Raw genomic sequence first — 15,796 nt, 5'->3', positions numbered from 1 at the left:
TCGGCAGGCCAGCGAATGCGGCGGGGTTTGGCCCAGCCTGCATGGGCTACCGGTGGTTGTGACTTTTTGTTACTGCGGGCATCAAGTTTGCTTAGGGTCCACCACGAATCACTCCTTTGGTGAGACCCTGCATGAAACCCAAAGCCTCCCTCGGTTCACATTTTTTCGTCTGGGGCCTTGTCTGCGCGTTCAGCTTTTTGGTGCTGGCTGCCAGTGCCTGGAGCTTGCACGGTGATCTGCAATCGGCTCCCCGCGCCTCGCAAGCAGCCTGGCAGCGCTTGATGTGGCTTTTGCTGGTGGCGGCGGTAGTGGTCGGCGTTGCCCTGATTCGTCTGCACAGGTCGGTAGCCCGGCAGTTCGGTGCCAGCCCCAACACATTGAGCGAACACATTGCCCACCTGAGCGCTGGTAAGTTGACACCCTCCGCTTTGATGCCAACAAGCGATTCAAACAGTGCATTGGCGGCTATCCACGGCCTGCGTGACTCGCTCGCCGAGAAGATCGGGATGGTCCGGCAAGAGGCCGAAACTGTGGCCCATGAATCGGTCACGTTTTCCTCCAACAATCTCAATCTGGCCTCCAACATGTCGCAGCAGACCGAGTTGCTGCAACAAAGCCGGTCGCACATCGGCAGCCTGCTCGACACCATCCAGCAGGCGGGCAGCAAGACAGCAGATTCTCAAAAGTCGGTGCGTTTTGCATCCGACATAGCGACCCAGGGCAATGCGGTGGTCAGCAAGATGACCCACACCATGGACGCCCTGAGCGAATCCTCGGGGAAGATCGAGGAGATCATTGGCGTCATTGATGGCATTGCCTTTCAGACCAACATTCTGGCGCTCAATGCCGCCGTGGAAGCAGCACGGGCGGGCGAGCAGGGCAAGGGTTTCGCGGTGGTGGCTTCAGAGGTGCGCACGCTGGCCCAGCGCTCTGCCAGCGCTGCCAAAGAGATCAAGACGCTGATTGCTGGTTCGGTGGAAAAGATTGCGCAGTCGGCCAAGCTGGCCGACCAGGTGGCCAATTCCATGGACGAGATCAACGCCAGCTCGCAGCAAGTCACCCACATGATGGAAGAGATCGCCGCCGTCACCCAGCAGCAGGAGCGCGACATTTCCCAGCTGAGCAGCTCGCTGGACCACCTGGATGCCGTGACGGGGCGCTACGCCGAACTCCTGCACGACGCCAGCGTTCATGCGGAAACCTTGCAGACCCGCGCCGACCGGCTGCGCTATGCGGCAGCAGCGTTCCACGTGCCCGGTCTTCCTCCTGCCGATGCGCTGCCGGAACTGCCCATTGCGCGCGCCAGCGAGAAGCAAGTGGCGCGTCCTGCCGCAGCTCTGCGCGTTCGGCAAGGGCCCGGCGCCTCGGCCGCGCAACTGGCGCACAGCGTTCAGCTCGTCGTCGGCACGGCCCACGAACCCCCGCTGAACTACACCGATGCCCCCAACAAGCACGATGCGAGCGGTGCGGACGTCAAAGGCTTTTCTCCCGACGTGGTGCGAGAAATTCTGGCCCGGACCGGGCACCAGGCAGAGGTCCGCATCACCTCCTGGGAGCGCAGCTATGCCGCGCTGCAGACCGAGCCCAATGCCGTGCTGTTCACCATGGCACGCACACCCAGCCGCGAAAACCAGTTCCACTGGGTTGGCCCGCTGGTGCACAGCAATGCCGTGCTGTTTGTGAAAAGAGGGAGCGGCATCAGCGTCAAGAGCCTGTATGAAGCGCGCAAGCTGCCCAGCATCGCGGTCATCAAGGGGGATTCCAAAGAGGAGTTCCTCAAAGGCAAGGACTTCCACAACCTGGATTACTCGCCCGACTGGGCGACCGCGTTCCGCAAGCTGCTCGAAGGCAAGGTCACCGCGTTGGTCATGACGGACATGGACCTGCCCACCACCGCCAGCGATGCAGGCCTGAACCCGGCCGACTTCGAGCCGGTCTATGAGCTGTTCGTCAACCGCCTCTACATCGGCATGTCCAAGCGCACCGATCAGGCGGTGGTGCGCAGCTGGCAGGAAGCGCTGGACGCCATGAAGCGCGACAGCAGCTTCAACCGCCTAGCACAACAGTGGTCAAAGCACTGGGGCGCCCAGTGGGTGGTGCGCGACGGGGCGGTGCAGGCACAGTGAGTTGGCACCGGGTTGGGCTCAGACGTTTTCCATCCATCGGGCAAGCGCTGCGGCGCCATCAGTGGACCCGCGGTTTTCTGCATGCTGCAGCGAAGGTGTTGGGCCCTGGCTATCGTACTGATAGCTTTTGGCGCTTCTGGGATAGCCGCTAGAGCCAAAAGCACTTGAAGGCGTCGCAGGAGCGCACGCGGCACACCGCCCAGACTCTCTTTCCTTTTGTGCCATCTCTCACGTGTTTCAGTAGCCGCCTGCGCTCTGCGCACTGCCTGCGCTGGCGGCGTAAATCGAGGCCGTGGATGACAACAGAGTCAGAGGATGGGGACGCGGCCCCGATGAACACCGGCTGAAACTGAAGCACTCGCATCTGCGCAAAGGTGCTTCTTTTCTCAGTTTCAAGGAGGTGGTCATGGGTATCGCATCACTCGTCGGTCAATTCGCCATGGAATCCTTTGCCAAAGCCTTGCCCGCCATGGGCGACACCGAGCGCGCAGCGCTGGAAGCCGGGACCATCGGTTTTGAAGGCCAGTTGTTCGCGGGCACCCCCGACTTCGATGCATTGCTTGCCACCGGCCCGAACAAGCTGACCGTTGAAGAACAGGCGTTTCTCGACAACGAGGTGCGGACTTTGTGCGGCATGCTCGACGACTTTGCCATCGACACGGCGCGCGACCTGCCGCCCGAGGTGTGGCAGTACCTGCGCGACAAGCGCTTCTTCGGAATGATCATTCCCAAGGAATGGGGCGGGCTGGGGTTTGGGCACTTTGCCCATGCGGCCGTGGTCACGCGGCTGGCCACGGTCAACGTGTCGGCCGCGGTGACGGCCATGGTGCCCAACTCGCTGGGGCCTGCGGAGTTGCTGCTGCATTACGGCACCGATGCGCAGAAGCAGCATTACCTGCCGCGCCTGGCCGATGGCCGTGACCTGCCGTGTTTTGGTCTCACATCGCCGTACGCAGGTTCCGACGCCGCTTCGATTCCAGACATCGGCATTTTGACCACGCGCGAGATCGACGGCCAGCCAGTGCGCGGTTTCAGCGTGACCTTCTCCAAGCGCTACATCACCCTGGCGCCCGTGGCCACCGTGGTGGGCCTGGCCTTCAATGCCCGGGATGAGAGCCGCCCCGAAGGCCAGCGTGACCTGGGCATCACCTGCGCGCTGATTCCCGTGCCCACGCCGGGCATGCAGATCGGCCGCCGCCATCGCCCCATGGACAGTGCCTTCATGAATGGCCCGATCGTGGGTGAGGACGTGTTCGTGCCCATGGACTGGGTCATTGGCGGCGAGGAGCAGGTCGGGCAGGGCTGGCGCATGCTGATGGAGTGCCTGGCCACCGGGCGCGCGATTTCGCTGCCGGCGCTGGGGGCCGCTACGCAGCAAAGCTCGGTGTTCGTCGCCAATGGCTACGGCAAGGTGCGTGAGCAGTTCGGTTTGCCCATCGGCAAATTCGATGCGGTAGCGGGCATCATCGCGGGCATGGCGGTCGAGCTCTATGCCACCGATGCGGCACGCCGCTTCACCGCCGCCGCGCTGGACAAAGGGGAGCAGCCCAGCGTGGCCAGCGCCATCCTCAAAGTGCACCTGACCGAGGCCGGGCGAACCGCCATCAACCACGCCATGGACATCCTGGGCGGCAAGGGCATCATCAACGGGCCGTCCAATCTGCTGTCGGTGGCGTACCGGCACATGCCGGTGGCCATCACGGTAGAGGGCGCCAACATCCTCACGCGATCGCTCATCATTTTTGGCCAGGGGGCCGTGCGCTGTCACCCGTATGTGATGGCCGAGATGCAGGCGGTCGAGCGCAAGGACCATGAAGCACTGGGCCAGGCCCTGCTGGGCCACGCCGGGCACGTGGCCCGCAACCTCTGGCGCAGCCTGTTCGGTGCGCCGGTGGTCGGCGTACCGCCGCAAGATCTGTCCAAGGAAGCCGCCATGTTGGCCCGCCTGAGCGCCAAATATGCGCTGACCTGCGACCTGGCCATGGGCCTGCTTGGCGGCAAGCTCAAGCGCATGGAGTTGCTGTCGTCGCGCCTGGGCGACTGCCTGGCGCACCTTTACATGGCCAGCTCCACCCTCTGGCGTTATGCGGTGGAAGGCGACCCGCAGATGCTGCCGCTGGCCCAGGCCGCGCTGCGTGCGCAGCTGGATGCGGCCGAGGAGGTGCTGAGCGACCTCTATGCCAACCTCCCCACCCCGGGGCGGCGCCTGATCGGCCAGCTGGTGCTGAGCCGCACGGCCCACCTGGCGCCCCCGCGCGACGTGCAGATGCTGGCCTTGGCCAAGCTGTTGCGCGAAAACCCATCTGTGGTGCGGCGCCTGTGCCCCGACATGAGCCTGCCCAAGAGTGGCGGGTTGGTCGATCTGACGAAAGCGCTGGAGCTGGCGGCCCAGCTGGGTGACGATGCAACCATGCAGCTCAACAAGCTGGTGCGGCGCTCGGGTTCCTTCGATGTGGCGGCTGCAGGCATGCCCCAGCCCGCCCTGGCACTGGCCTACCTGCAGGCTGCGGACAAGGTCATTCAGGTGGATGACTTCGCGCCCTGAGCTGGGTGGGGCCATGCATCTCCAGACGCCATGGTGAACTGGCCAAAAACTGGAAAAGGCGAATCCGCGAAAGTGATGGAAAATACCAGGTTTGCTGCTGCCCTCCCGGGGTTGGCGCACTGGTCCGGTTTGTCCATTTGTTCGCTCCCCTGAGCCTGTCAGTCCATGCAAGACGTTCAAAACTCCAAGATCTCTGTCGAGAAGATCGGCGGCACTTCCATGACCGCCTTTGGCGATGTGCTGCGCCACATCGTGCTGCACGATCCCAAGCGCATTTATGGCCGGATCTACGTGGTGTCCGCCTATTCCGGCGTGACCAACCAGCTGCTGGAGCACAAGAAGACGGGCGAGCGTGGCATCTATGCGCTGTTTGCCGAAGGCAAGGGCTATCAGGATGCGCTGGCGGCTTTGTCCACCAGCCTGAAGAAGCTCAATGCGGGCTATGCCGACCTGGGCCTGCCGCTGGATGTGGCCGATGCCTTCATCGACCAGCGCATCAGCCACGCCGGCGAATACCTGAACGCAATGCACCATGTGCTCTCAAGCGGCTACCTCAGCCGCAAGGATGTGCTGCTGGCCGCCCGCGAGGTGCTCGCCTCCATCGGCGAATCGCACAGCGCGTTCAACTCGGTCGAGATCCTCAAGGCCAACGGCGTGAACGCGGTCCTCATGGATCTGGCGGGTTTTGACGACAACGAGGCCTGGACGATCGACGAGCGCATCGCCCACAGCTTCAAGAACCTGGATCTGAGCGACAAGGTCGTCGTGGCCACGGGCTACACCAAGGGCACCGAAGGCATCATGCGCGAGTTCGACCGTGGCTACTCCGAGGTCACCTTCAGCAAGATCGCGGTGGAAGTGCGCCCCGCCGAGGCCGTGATCCACAAGGAATTCCACCTCTCGTCGGCCGATCCCAACCTGGTGGGCCTGGAAAACGCCATCGTGGTGGGCGCCACCAACTACGACGTGGCCGATCAACTGGCCGACGTGGGCATGGAAGCCATCCACCCCAAGGCCGCCAAGCCCATGGAACTGGCCGGCATTCCGATCCGCCTGAAGAATACGTTTGAGCCCGACCACCCGGGCACGCTGATCACCAAAGACTTCGTGGGCGAGCGCGCGCGCGTGGAGATCGTCACCGGCACCGACAAGGTCACGCTGATCGAGATCCACGACCCCAGCATGGTGGGCACCGTGGGCTTCGATGCCGGCCTGATGAACGTCTTCTGCAAGCACGATGTGAGCTACATCCTGAAGGCGACCAACGCCAACTCCATCGCGCACCTGGTGTGGGACAACCAGCTCACGCCTGCGTTCGTCGAAGAGCTGCAGGAGCTCTACCAGATCGTGACGATCAAGCCCAGCGCGATCGTGTGCACCATCGGCTCCAACATCGGCATTCCCGGCGTGCTGGCCAAGGCGGCGCAGGCACTGGCCGATGCCCAGGTCAACGTGAACTGCGTGTCGCAGACGCTGCGCCAGGTGAACATGCAGTTCGTGATCGAACGCGAGGACTACAAGACCGCGGTCAAGGCGCTGAACATGGAGCTGTGCGTCAACTCCGGCGCCCCCGTTCCGCGCGCCTGAGGCGGCACTGTGGCATCCGCCACAGTGCTCCAGCCGGCCCGTCGGCAAGCCCGCTTCGTTGCGGGCTTTTTTTTGCCCTTGTGCGGCAGCCGTTTCCTGCACGCACCTCGCCGGGGCGCAGGGGTCTCGCTAGCGTTTCAAAGGCAGCAATGCCTTGCCCGCCCAGCGCAGGAAACCTGTGTCCATGCCGACCTTGCTGATCAGCATGACCCCCGCGAGCACCAGTCCCGCGCCGCCGAGTTGCCAGGCGGACAGAGGCTCGCCCAGCAGCCAGGCACCGAAGAAGATCGTCAGTATCGGCCCCAGCGTGCCGATGAGCGCAGTCTTGGATGCGCCGATGCGGCGGATGGCGGCGGACGTCATGAACACCGGCAGAACGGTCGAGAAGATGGCCATGCCCAGTGCGTGCAGATAGACCGGCGCGGGCTGCACCAGCGCGCCGGCAGGCTGCGACACGCAAAAATGCAGCAGCGTGGCGCCGGTGGACACCAGCATGGCCAGCGCGGTGAAGCGCGCCGCCCCCATGCGGCGGATGGCCGGCTCGCTGCCCGCCTGGTAGAACGCGTACGAGACGGCCGAGCCGAACACGAATCCGGCGCCGATCAGCACCGCATGCATGTCGCCCGCCACCTGCAGGTCGTGCGCGAAGGCCAGGCCGATGCCCGCGTAGGACAGCAGCAGCGCCCCCATCTCGCGCCGCGAGGCCTTGTGTCCCATGAACAGCACGCCGATCAGGATGGTGAGCGTGGGATAGGTGAACAGGATCAGCCGCTCCAGGCTGGCGGTGATGTACTGCAAACCGATGAAGTCCAGGATGCTCGCGCCGTAGTAGCCCAGCAGGCCCAGGGCAACAATGGCAAGCCAGTCGCGCCCGCCCAGTGGTGCCAGGTTACGGCTGGCGCGCCAGCCGACCCAGGCGAAGACGGGCACCGAGAACGCCATGCGCAGGCATAGCAGGGTGACGGAATCGACGGGCACCGCCTGCGGCACGGCGTAGGCCAGCTTGACGAAGATGGCCTTGAACGAAAAGCCCAGCGCCGCCAGGATGGCGAGGGCAAGACCAAGGCGTTCTGAGGACCAGTTTTTCCAGGGCATGGGGCAGAGCGCGTGGGGTGAGCAAAGCAGTCAGCGTGTGCGGAAAATCCGAACGCTGTGCAGGCGCCCCATGGGCGTGTGTTGAGGAGCTAGGTGCCATCGTGCCTCTTTGGAAGGTCGGGCACAATTGCTCATCCTGCAACCATGCGTTCGTATTCAACGAACGATAGGGGCCGCATTGAACTACGACCTTACCGACCTGCGTCTTTTTGTGGCCATGGCCGAGGAGCGCAACCTCACGCGGGGCGCTGCGCGTGCTTACCTTGCGCCGTCGTCGGCCAGCCACCGGCTGCGGCGGCTGGAGGAAGCGCTGAACACGTCCCTGTTCGAACGCCAGACCCGGGGCCTTGCGCTCACGCGGGCGGGCGAGGCCTTGCTGCGCAATGCACGCCAGGTGCTGGCCAGCATCGAGCAGATGCATGCCAACCTGTCGCCGTTCGCCACCGGCATCCGTGGCCATGTGAGCCTGTGGGCCAATACCCATGCCACGCACACCTTCCTGCCGGACGATCTGGCCGGTTTCCTCAAGCGGCACCCGCAGGTCAGCGTGACCCTGGAGGAGCGCACCAGCGCCGACATCGTCGTGGCGGTGGCCAATGGCGAGATCGAGCTGGGCGTGCTGGCCGACAGCGGCACGGGCGCAGACGTGGAACTGGCCCCTTACCGGCAGGACCGGCTGGTGCTCATTGTCCCGGCAGGCCACGCGCTGGCCGGGCGCACGAAGGTCGGCTTTGCCGAGGTGCTGGACCATGCGTTCGTGATGCTGCACGCGGGGTCGGCCATCCACACTTTCACGATGAACGCGGCCGCCGCGCTGGGCCGGCATCTGGACGTGCGCATCCAGGTGCGCAGTTTCGAGGCCGTGTGCCGCATGGTGGGTGCGGGCGTGGGCATCGGCCTGGTGCCGCGCGGCGCCGTACCGACGGCGGGGCTGAGCGAGCCGCCCGTCGTGGTCGAGATGGACGAGCCGTGGGCGCAGCGCGACCTGCAGATCTGCGTGCGCCGGGGAGCCGTGCTGTCGGGGTTCGCGCAGGCATTGGTGGACACCCTGCGCGCCGGGGCCCGCTGATGCAGCTCGGCGCAGGCGCTCAGCGCGTCGCGGCCGCACCGGCTGCGCCGACCGGCAGCTTGGCGATCACCTTGATCTCGAACTGGAAGCCGTAGAGCCAGGTCACGCCGATGCCCGTGAGCGTGGGGTGGGGCGCCTGGCCCCAGTACTCGCCCACCACCTCCCACGCAGCCTCGAAGTGGGCTTCAGGGTTCACCATGAAGACGGTCACGTCGATCACATCGTCGAACGTGCAACCTGCGGCCTGCAGGACCGCGCTGAGGTTGTCGAAGGCCAGGCGTACCTGGGCCTGAAGGTCGGGTTCGGGCGAGCCGTCGGGCCGGCTTCCGACCTGGCCGGACACGAACAGGAAGCCGTTGGACCGGATGGCGGGTGAGTAGCGGTTCTTCTCGTACAGCGCCTGGCGTCCGGGTGGAAAGACCACATCGCGCGGGGAGGTCGAAGGCATGGGCATGGTGTGTATTCCTTTCGGTGGGCATCTTGGCCGGCAGGCCGTGGGGGCCGTGTCGGCCCGGGGTGGTCGATGCGAGGAATTTATCGGCGGGCACGCCGGAGATAAACGGGCCCGTCTGTCCATCACTGTTTGTAAACTCCAAACAATCTTTGGCCATAAGGAGTACGGTGCCGATGGACCGGTTCGATGCAATGCAGGCGTTCGTGCGGGTGGTCGAGTCCGGTAGCTTCACCAGGGCGGCCGACACCCTGCATGTGAGCAAGACCACCGTCACGCAACTGGTGCAGCAGCTGGAGGCACGGCTGCGCGTGAAGCTGCTGCACCGCACCACCCGCCGGGTGCAGGTCACCGCCGACGGCGCCGCCTACTACGAGCGCGCAGTACGCCTGCTGGCCGACCTGGACGATGCAGAGACCAGCCTGTCCAGCGCATCGGCAGCTCCCCGGGGCCGGCTGCGCGTGGACGTCCCCAGCCCGCTGGCGCGCCTGATCCTGGTGCCTGCGCTGCCGGACTTCCATGCGCGCCATCCCGACATCCAGCTCGACATGGGCGTGAGCGACCGAATGGTCGACCTCATCGGCGACAACGTGGACTGCGTGCTACGTGGAGGGGAGATCAAGGACCAGTCCCTCATCGCGCGGCGTGTGGGCGACCTGCAACTGGGGGTGTACGCGGCACCGGGCTACCTGGAGGGGGCGGGCCTGCCCCCTCATCCCAAGGATCTGGAAGACTCGCACCACCGGGTCGTGGGCTTCCTGTGGTCCCGCTCGGGCAAGACTTTTCCGTATGCCATGCGGCGCGGCGAAGAGCACGTGCAAGTGCAAGGGCGGTATGTGCTGGCGGTGGACGACGGCAATGCCTATCTGGCGGCAGGGCTCGCGGGCATGGGAATCCTGTGGCTGCCGCACTACATGGCCTTGCCGCACCTGGGCAGCGGTGAACTGGTGCCCCTGTTCGAAGACTGGGAGCTGGACCCGATGCCGCTGTACGTGGCCTATCCGCCCAACCGCCATGTCAGCGCCAAGGCGCGGGCGTTCATCGACTGGGTGGCGGCGTTGATGGCCCGGCATGCCCCGCCAGGGCGCCCGGCGGTTGCCCTGGCCAGCGAATAGGGGCCGGGGCAGTCGTCAGGCTGGGGCCAAGGTCACCGGCGTTCCGGCAGCCTCCAGCGCCTCGCGCATCTGAGGGGGCGTGCCCGCAGGCACCATCAGCCCCGCCAGGGCCGTGAGCGGCGCCACGGTGAAGGCTGACGCAGCGCCCAGCTTGTCGGCGGATGCCAGCACCACCGTCTCGGCCGCTCGCTGGTGCAAGGCGCGCTTGACGGCCGCCTCCTCGAAATCGCCCGTGGTCAGGCCCGCCTGCGGGTGCACGCCGGTCACGCCCATCAGGTACAGATCGGCGCGCAACCGGGCAGCGGCCTCCACTACGGCGGCGCCGACGTTCACCATCGAGTGGCGAAACAGGCGGCCTCCGAGCACCAGCACCTCGACCTCGGCATGGCCGGCCAATGCGACGGCCACGGCCGGGCTGTGCGTGACCACGGTGGCGCGCAGGTGCAGCGGCAAGTGCTGCACGACCTGCAGCGACGTGGTGCCGCCGTCCAGGATCACCACCTGGCCGGGCTGCACCAGCGCCGCCCCTGCGCGGCCCAGTGCGCGCTTGTCCTCGGGGGCAAGGCGCTCGCGCACCTGCAGGCTGCCCACGGCGGCGGAAGCGGGCAGGGCGCCGCCGTGCACGCGTTGCAGCAGGCCCTCGGCCGCCAGTTCGCGCAGGTCTCGCCGCACCGTGTCCTCGGAGATGCCGAGTTCTTCGCTGAGGGCCTTGGCCACGATCTGGCCGGTCTGCCGCAGGCGTTCGAGGATGAGCTGTTTGCGTTGTGTGGTGAGCATCGTGTCAGGGCGCAGCGAAGGGCGGGTGCAGGCTTGCGTGAATTTGCATGTTTGTGCATGATATTGCACGAATTGAAGGATGCCAAGAATGAGCTTTTCCGCCGCCATACCCCAAGATCTTCCGCTGCTGGTGCTGATCGCCGGCCCCTATCTCTCCGGCACCGACGGCGATCCGGCCCGGATCGCTGCCAACCGCGCCCGCCTGGAAGCCGCCGCGTTGCCGATCTACGAGCGCGGCCACCTGCCGATGCTCGGCGAATGGCTGGCCCTGCCCATCATCCACGCGGCGGGCGGCCGGGAGCCGGGCGATGCGGTCTTCCACGCCTACCAGTACCCGGTGGCAGAGCGGCTGCTCGCGCGCTGCGACGCCGTGCTGCGCCTGCCCGGCGCGTCGCGCGGGGCCGACATGGATGTGGCACGGGCCCGTGCGCGCGGGCTGCCCGTGGTGCACGATGTGAGCGAACTGCCGCTGCGCCCGCAGGGTGCGCAGGAGGCCCGCCCGTGAGCCGCCCCGTGCCTGCGCCGGTGCCCGCCAGCACCGAGCATGTCCGGCTGCAGACGGTGGAGGTGCTGTCGGACCACTGGTATACCTTGCGCAAGGTCACGCTGGACCTGCGCCGGCGCGACGGCCAGTGGCAGCGCCAGATCCGCGAAGCCTACGACCGGGGCAACGGTGCGGCGCTGCTGCTGTTCGACCCAGAGCGGCGCACGGTGGTGCTCACACGCCAGTTTCGCCTGCCCGCGTTTCTCAATGGCAGCGCAGACGGCATGCTGATCGAAACCTGCGCCGGCCTGCTCGATGGCGACGACCCCGAAACCTGCATTCGCCGCGAAGCCGAGGAAGAGACAGGCTACCGCGTGCGCCAGCCCCGCAAGGTGTTTGAGGCCTACATGAGCCCCGGTTCGGTCACCGAGAAGTTGCACTTCTTCGTGGCCGAGTACCAGCCTCAGGACCGCATCCGGGAGGGAGGTGGGCTGGCCGACGAGGGCGAGGACATCGAGGTCACCGAGATGCCGCTGGCACAGGCGCTCGAAGGCATCCGCAACGGAACCATTCAGGATGGCAAGACAGTGATGCTGCTGCAGTACGTGGCCTTGATGCTGCACGGGGCTGCGGGCCCTGCGCTGCCGCCCGCCCTGGGATGATGTCGGTTTTCGATGCGGAATCAGAAACGGGACGAGAAATTCATCAATGCCAACGCCCGAGATTGAAATGACGATGCATGAAAGGTTCGTTGCTTTTTCAGCGGTGCCCAAAAATATGACCGAGATAATCTGAGATCATCTCTTTGAATGTTTCTTGTTGACAAATCAGGCGGGAATGAATTGCCGATTGATCTTATGCCGATTGGCTCTGTTGGCGATGTGCAGCACGTCGATCAATTCGGGGTTGATCTTTGTCGTCAATATATCGTGCCAGAAAATGCCTCCAATGCACGGAGATTCTTCAAGCTTGTGCCGCTTCACGAACGCTTCAGCGTCCTCGTGACTCGAATGCGCTGACAGGAAGCTTCTGGTGAGCATGCTGTGTGAGTCGCAGAATTCACTGACGATGTATCCAAAGGCCTGGCTGTCATCCAGACGAATATCTGTGATTTCAGAAATAATGAGATCTGCTTGCAAATCGGCGATCCGATAGCTTTGTTTGCTGTACGGGTCGCCTTGCTCCCAAAGTTCCATGACGGCTTTCCTTGCGGCCTGTGCTTTTTGAAAAGTGGCAAAGGCACCGATGAAAACATCGGCCGCGTCGTATGGTGAGAGTATTCTGGAAAGAATATATAGCATCTGCTGGGTGAAAAATATGGCGAGTGGAATTTGCTGGCATATTTAAGTGTGCCTTTGCCTCGCTCATGCAGCCTAATATTCCGGTTGTGGAAATGCAATCATGCAAGAGCATGATTGCATCTGGATATTCGGCCTGCTATAAAATCAATGAGTCGGCACAAAGAAGGTGTTGAAGAAGATGGAGATATCATTCTTTGAAATCAACCTCGTTGTGCCCGGTTGGCCAATGATTTTTATTCTTCTGTGCAGTAGTCATGACAGTTTTCTCGACCGGCATAACCATTCCAGCCCCGTGCGAAAAGGTTTGGGACATTCTTGTGGATGTCGAAAAATGGCCTCATTGGACAGAATCGATGAGCAGCGTGCGTCCTCTTGGCACAAGCCCGATGGGGGTGGGCGCCCGGTTTGAAGTGAAGCAGCCGAAGCTACCCGTGGCGAAGATGACGGTCGTCGATTGGCAACCCGGACACAGGTTCACCTGGCGCTCCGAAGGGCGCGCCGTGTGGGCCGTGGCGGACCACGTCCTCACGCCCGACGGGCGCGAATGCACATTGACGCTGAACCTGAGGTTTGCCGGGCCGCTTGCGCGGATTGCAGTTCTGTTCACAGACAAACTGGTGCGCCAATACCTGCAAATGGAGGCGCAAGGGCTGCAGGCCGAATGTGTGCGTCGGTCGGGGGCTGGAGCCCCACACGCATCCAGCGTGTGACCCAGCTGGTCTGGCGCGCAGCTTTTCTGGCTGATGGGCGCTGGACCGCCGACCGTTCCACGGCCGAGGCGTTGAATTCTTCCAGGCGGACTGGCCGGGCAGCGCCTCGTGCCCGGATCAGGTTGGGCATCGCTGCCGGCGCGAGCCCTTGCGGTGTCTGGGCAGCGCCCTTGCGCCTGCGTATCAGGCCTTCTTCTTGACCAGCCCGTAGATCACCAGCAGCACGATGGCGCCGACAACCGATGCGATCCAGCCTGCCGGCGCCCCGGGGGCATACCAGCCAAGCGCCACGCCCGCGTACCGCGCCAGGAACGACCCGGCGATGCCCAGCACCGTGGTCATGATCCAGCCCAGCTTGTCGTCGCCCGGCTTCACGGCGCGCGCGATCAGGCCGACGATGAAGCCGACGACGATGGTTCCGATGATGGAAAACATGAAAGTCCTTGTGAAGAGTTGAAGGCAGGGCAGGGCGCCCGGCAGCGACTGTACTGGCTATTTGTGGCGGGGTTTTTCCAGCGGCTCGCTCGCGGGCAAAGAGTGCGCCACCTCCCGGGCGATAATCCAGCATGCTATTGTTTCAGTAGCTGGCAGCGCATGCCCATCAGGCGGTAGCGGCTGTTTTCGTTCGTGTATTCACCTGTTTTCGCTCCCCAGTCCCTCATGCAAGCTCTTCTTGACGCCATCGCCTCCATGCACCTGCCCACCGAAGCGCGGCGCATCTTCCATGGGCGGGGCGGGCTGCATGCGGGGTGCGAGCAGTGGTCGCTCGATGTCTATCCCCCCGTATTCGTGCTGACGAGCTTCGCCCCGGCCACCGACGAAGACCTGGCTGCCGTCGGCGCCGCGCTGCAGGTGCGCTGGAGCCAGATCGCCCCGGCGGGCGAGCCGCTCAACTGGGTGTTCCAGCACCGGGGCGAGGCGTTGCGCGTCGAAGGCCGCAGCGAGACGCGCCTGATGGCCGGCGCTGTGCCGGAGCCGCACACCGTGACCGAGGCCGGCACGCGCTACCGCGTGCATGTGCTGCGCGGGCAGAACCACGGCCTGTTCCTCGACATGGCAGAGGGCCGCCGCTGGGTGCGCGACCACGCAGCCGCCCGCAGTGCCGATCGCTACGGCCTCAAGGTGCTGAACCTGTTTGCCTACACCTGCGCCTTTTCGGTGGTGGCGCTGCAGGCAGGTGCCCGGCAGGTCGTCAACGTGGACATGAGCCACGGCGCCATCGGCATCGGACAGCAGAACCATCAGCTCAACGGCACCACCACTGGCGCGGCGTTCTTGCCGCACGACATTTTCAGCAGCTGGGGCAAGATCACGCGCAGCGGGCCTTACGGCCTCGTCATCGTGGACCCGCCCAGCTACCAGAAGGGCAGCTTCGTGGCCACCAAGGACTACGCGCGGCTGATGCGGCGCCTGCCCGGCCTGCTGGCGCCGGGCGGCCACGCGCTGCTGTGCCTGAATGCGCCGGAGCTGGGCGCAGCCTTCCTGAAGGACCAGATGCGCGAACTGGCGCCCGGGCTGGCCTTCGTGGAGCGTGTGGCCAACCCGGCCGCGTTCGCCGACACGGATGCGGACCGGGCGCTCAAGGTGCTGGTGTACCGCGCGCCCGATCTGCCCGCCGAGGCTGCGCCGCCTACCGGGCCGTAAGCCGCGCCACGCACCTCCGGGCCAGGGGCGCTGCGACCAGCACGGCCGGAAACGCAAACAGCCATGCCGTGAGCCAGGCCCCGGCCCACAGGCCGGCAAAGCCCGCGCTCCACCCGCGCGCATGCAGCGTGGAGATGCCCGACACCAGCAGCGACATCAGGCCCGACAGGATCAAGCCGAACAGCAGCGGCGCAAACCGTTGCGGGATCATGCCGCGGCCTTGCACGCCGTCTCGCTGAACCGGGAGTGCGGCGCAAAGCCGTGCACCTTGCGCGCGAAGTTCTGCCCGAAAAGGTGGGCAGTCTTCACGTCCCCCGGCGCGAAAGCATCGGGCGCAGACGCATGCCCGGCCTGGGCCATCAGGCCCGACCAGGAGCCCAGACGGTTGGCCGCCTCGTCGTACGGCGTGCCACCATGCTGCTCGGGCAGGATGGGGTTGCCTACCCAGACCATGCCGTGCTGCATGGAGAACACGAACATCGACAGCAACGTGGACTGCTTGTCCCCCGCCGGCAGCGACGACACCGTGAAGCCCGCCGCCAGCCGGCCCCGCAGCTCCTGGCGCCGCCACAGGCCGCCGGTGGCGTCCATGAAGCTCTTGAACACACCAGACACTCCGCCCAGGTAGGTGGGAGAGCCCCACACCAGCCCGTCGAACCCGGTCAGCAGGCCGGGCTCGGGCGTCAGGCGGGCGGCTTCTATCAATTGCGCATGCGTGCCGTCCACGCTGTGCGCTCCGTGGGCCACCTGCTGGGCAATGTGCTCCGTGTGGCCATGGGCGCTGTGGAACACCACCGCGATTTTTCTGTTCGTCGTCATCATTTCTTGGATCTCCATTCATACAAAAGCAAGGTGTGTGCTGGTCGGCGGCATCGGGTCGATGCGGGCCGAT

General features: G+C 65.0%; 16 protein-coding genes. 9 read left to right on the top strand and 7 right to left on the bottom strand.

The genetic code is table 11. The features are described from left to right. Nucleotides 1-458 precede the first annotated feature (458 nt). The 3 genes from KW835_RS05235 (at nucleotide 459) to KW835_RS05225 (ending at nucleotide 6,258) form a co-directional block, all read left to right on the top strand. Nucleotides 459-2,126, top strand: coding sequence for a methyl-accepting chemotaxis protein (locus KW835_RS05235; RefSeq protein WP_218381242.1), 1,668 nt, complete (start codon nucleotides 459-461; stop codon nucleotides 2,124-2,126). Nucleotides 2,127-2,532: 406 nt separating this feature from the next. After that, complete coding sequence (locus KW835_RS05230) at nucleotides 2,533-4,671, top strand: acyl-CoA dehydrogenase (RefSeq protein WP_218381241.1); 2,139 nt, start codon at nucleotides 2,533-2,535, stop codon at nucleotides 4,669-4,671. Nucleotides 4,672-4,836: 165 nt separating this feature from the next. Then, the gene (locus KW835_RS05225) at nucleotides 4,837-6,258 is read left to right on the top strand and encodes an aspartate kinase (protein ID WP_218381240.1); all 1,422 of its coding nucleotides are present in this window, start codon (nucleotides 4,837-4,839) and stop codon (nucleotides 6,256-6,258) included. 129 nt (nucleotides 6,259-6,387) lie between these two features. On the opposite strand, the gene KW835_RS05220 is transcribed toward KW835_RS05225, so the two are convergent. Beyond that, the gene (locus KW835_RS05220) at nucleotides 6,388-7,353 is read right to left on the bottom strand and encodes a DMT family transporter (RefSeq protein WP_218381239.1); all 966 of its coding nucleotides are present in this window, start codon (nucleotides 7,351-7,353) and stop codon (nucleotides 6,388-6,390) included. A 178-nt stretch (nucleotides 7,354-7,531) separates the two neighbouring features. Between KW835_RS05220 and KW835_RS05215 the strand changes: the two genes are divergently transcribed. Continuing rightward, complete coding sequence (locus tag KW835_RS05215; RefSeq protein WP_218381238.1) at nucleotides 7,532-8,422, top strand: LysR family transcriptional regulator; 891 nt, start codon at nucleotides 7,532-7,534, stop codon at nucleotides 8,420-8,422. A gap of 19 nt (nucleotides 8,423-8,441) precedes the next feature. Here the strand turns inward: KW835_RS05215 and KW835_RS05210 are convergent, their stop codons facing one another. Then, the gene (locus KW835_RS05210) at nucleotides 8,442-8,876 is read right to left on the bottom strand and encodes a RidA family protein (RefSeq protein WP_370633582.1); all 435 of its coding nucleotides are present in this window, start codon (nucleotides 8,874-8,876) and stop codon (nucleotides 8,442-8,444) included. Between the two features lie 173 nt (nucleotides 8,877-9,049). On the opposite strand from KW835_RS05210, the gene KW835_RS05205 reads away from it, so the two are divergent. Further along, nucleotides 9,050-9,988, top strand: a complete 939-nt coding sequence (locus tag KW835_RS05205; protein ID WP_218381237.1) for a LysR family transcriptional regulator — start codon at nucleotides 9,050-9,052, stop codon at nucleotides 9,986-9,988. A 15-nt stretch (nucleotides 9,989-10,003) separates the two neighbouring features. Here KW835_RS05205 and KW835_RS05200 read toward each other — a convergent pair whose 3' ends face one another. After that, nucleotides 10,004-10,765, bottom strand: a complete 762-nt coding sequence (locus KW835_RS05200) for a DeoR/GlpR family DNA-binding transcription regulator (RefSeq protein ID WP_218381236.1) — start codon at nucleotides 10,763-10,765, stop codon at nucleotides 10,004-10,006. 88 nt (nucleotides 10,766-10,853) lie between these two features. On the opposite strand from KW835_RS05200, the gene KW835_RS05195 reads away from it, so the two are divergent. Then, on the top strand, nucleotides 10,854-11,270 hold the full coding sequence (locus tag KW835_RS05195; RefSeq protein ID WP_218381235.1) for a DUF4406 domain-containing protein: 417 nt from the start codon (nucleotides 10,854-10,856) through the stop codon (nucleotides 11,268-11,270). Beyond that, entirely contained in the window at nucleotides 11,267-11,911 is a 645-nt protein-coding gene (nudK, locus tag KW835_RS05190) for a GDP-mannose pyrophosphatase NudK (protein WP_370633581.1), read from the top strand. Before KW835_RS05195 ends, nudK begins: the two co-directional genes overlap by 4 nt. A 165-nt stretch (nucleotides 11,912-12,076) precedes the next feature. On the opposite strand, the gene KW835_RS05185 is transcribed toward nudK, so the two are convergent. Next, entirely contained in the window at nucleotides 12,077-12,550 is a 474-nt protein-coding gene (locus tag KW835_RS05185; RefSeq protein WP_218381234.1) for a hypothetical protein, read from the bottom strand. A 254-nt stretch (nucleotides 12,551-12,804) separates the two neighbouring features. On the opposite strand from KW835_RS05185, the gene KW835_RS05180 reads away from it, so the two are divergent. Then, nucleotides 12,805-13,260, top strand: coding sequence for an SRPBCC family protein (locus KW835_RS05180; RefSeq protein ID WP_218381233.1), 456 nt, complete (start codon nucleotides 12,805-12,807; stop codon nucleotides 13,258-13,260). Nucleotides 13,261-13,443: 183 nt separating this feature from the next. Here KW835_RS05180 and KW835_RS05175 read toward each other — a convergent pair whose 3' ends face one another. Further along, nucleotides 13,444-13,695: a GlsB/YeaQ/YmgE family stress response membrane protein gene (locus KW835_RS05175; protein ID WP_218381232.1), complete on the bottom strand. Its 252-nt coding sequence runs from the start codon at nucleotides 13,693-13,695 to the stop codon at nucleotides 13,444-13,446. Nucleotides 13,696-13,920: 225 nt separating this feature from the next. Between KW835_RS05175 and KW835_RS05170 the strand changes: the two genes are divergently transcribed. Then, the gene (locus KW835_RS05170) at nucleotides 13,921-14,904 is read left to right on the top strand and encodes a class I SAM-dependent methyltransferase (RefSeq protein WP_218381231.1); all 984 of its coding nucleotides are present in this window, start codon (nucleotides 13,921-13,923) and stop codon (nucleotides 14,902-14,904) included. Here KW835_RS05170 and KW835_RS05165 read toward each other — a convergent pair. Continuing rightward, nucleotides 14,891-15,115, bottom strand: coding sequence for a DUF2798 domain-containing protein (locus KW835_RS05165; protein WP_218381230.1), 225 nt, complete (start codon nucleotides 15,113-15,115; stop codon nucleotides 14,891-14,893). The two genes, KW835_RS05170 and KW835_RS05165, sit on opposite strands and share 14 nt — an antisense overlap. After that, a complete protein-coding gene (locus KW835_RS05160; RefSeq protein ID WP_255593296.1) occupies nucleotides 15,112-15,726 on the bottom strand; it encodes a flavodoxin family protein in 615 nt (204 codons plus the stop codon). Before KW835_RS05160 ends, KW835_RS05165 begins: the two co-directional genes overlap by 4 nt. Nucleotides 15,727-15,796: the final 70 nt, after the last annotated feature.

This window comes from Acidovorax sp. sic0104, assembly GCF_019219095.1.
Classification (GTDB): Bacteria; Pseudomonadota; Gammaproteobacteria; order Burkholderiales; family Burkholderiaceae_C; genus Acidovorax.
The sequence above is the reverse complement of the archived record's forward strand: the minus strand, read 5'-3'. Positions and strand labels throughout refer to the sequence as shown.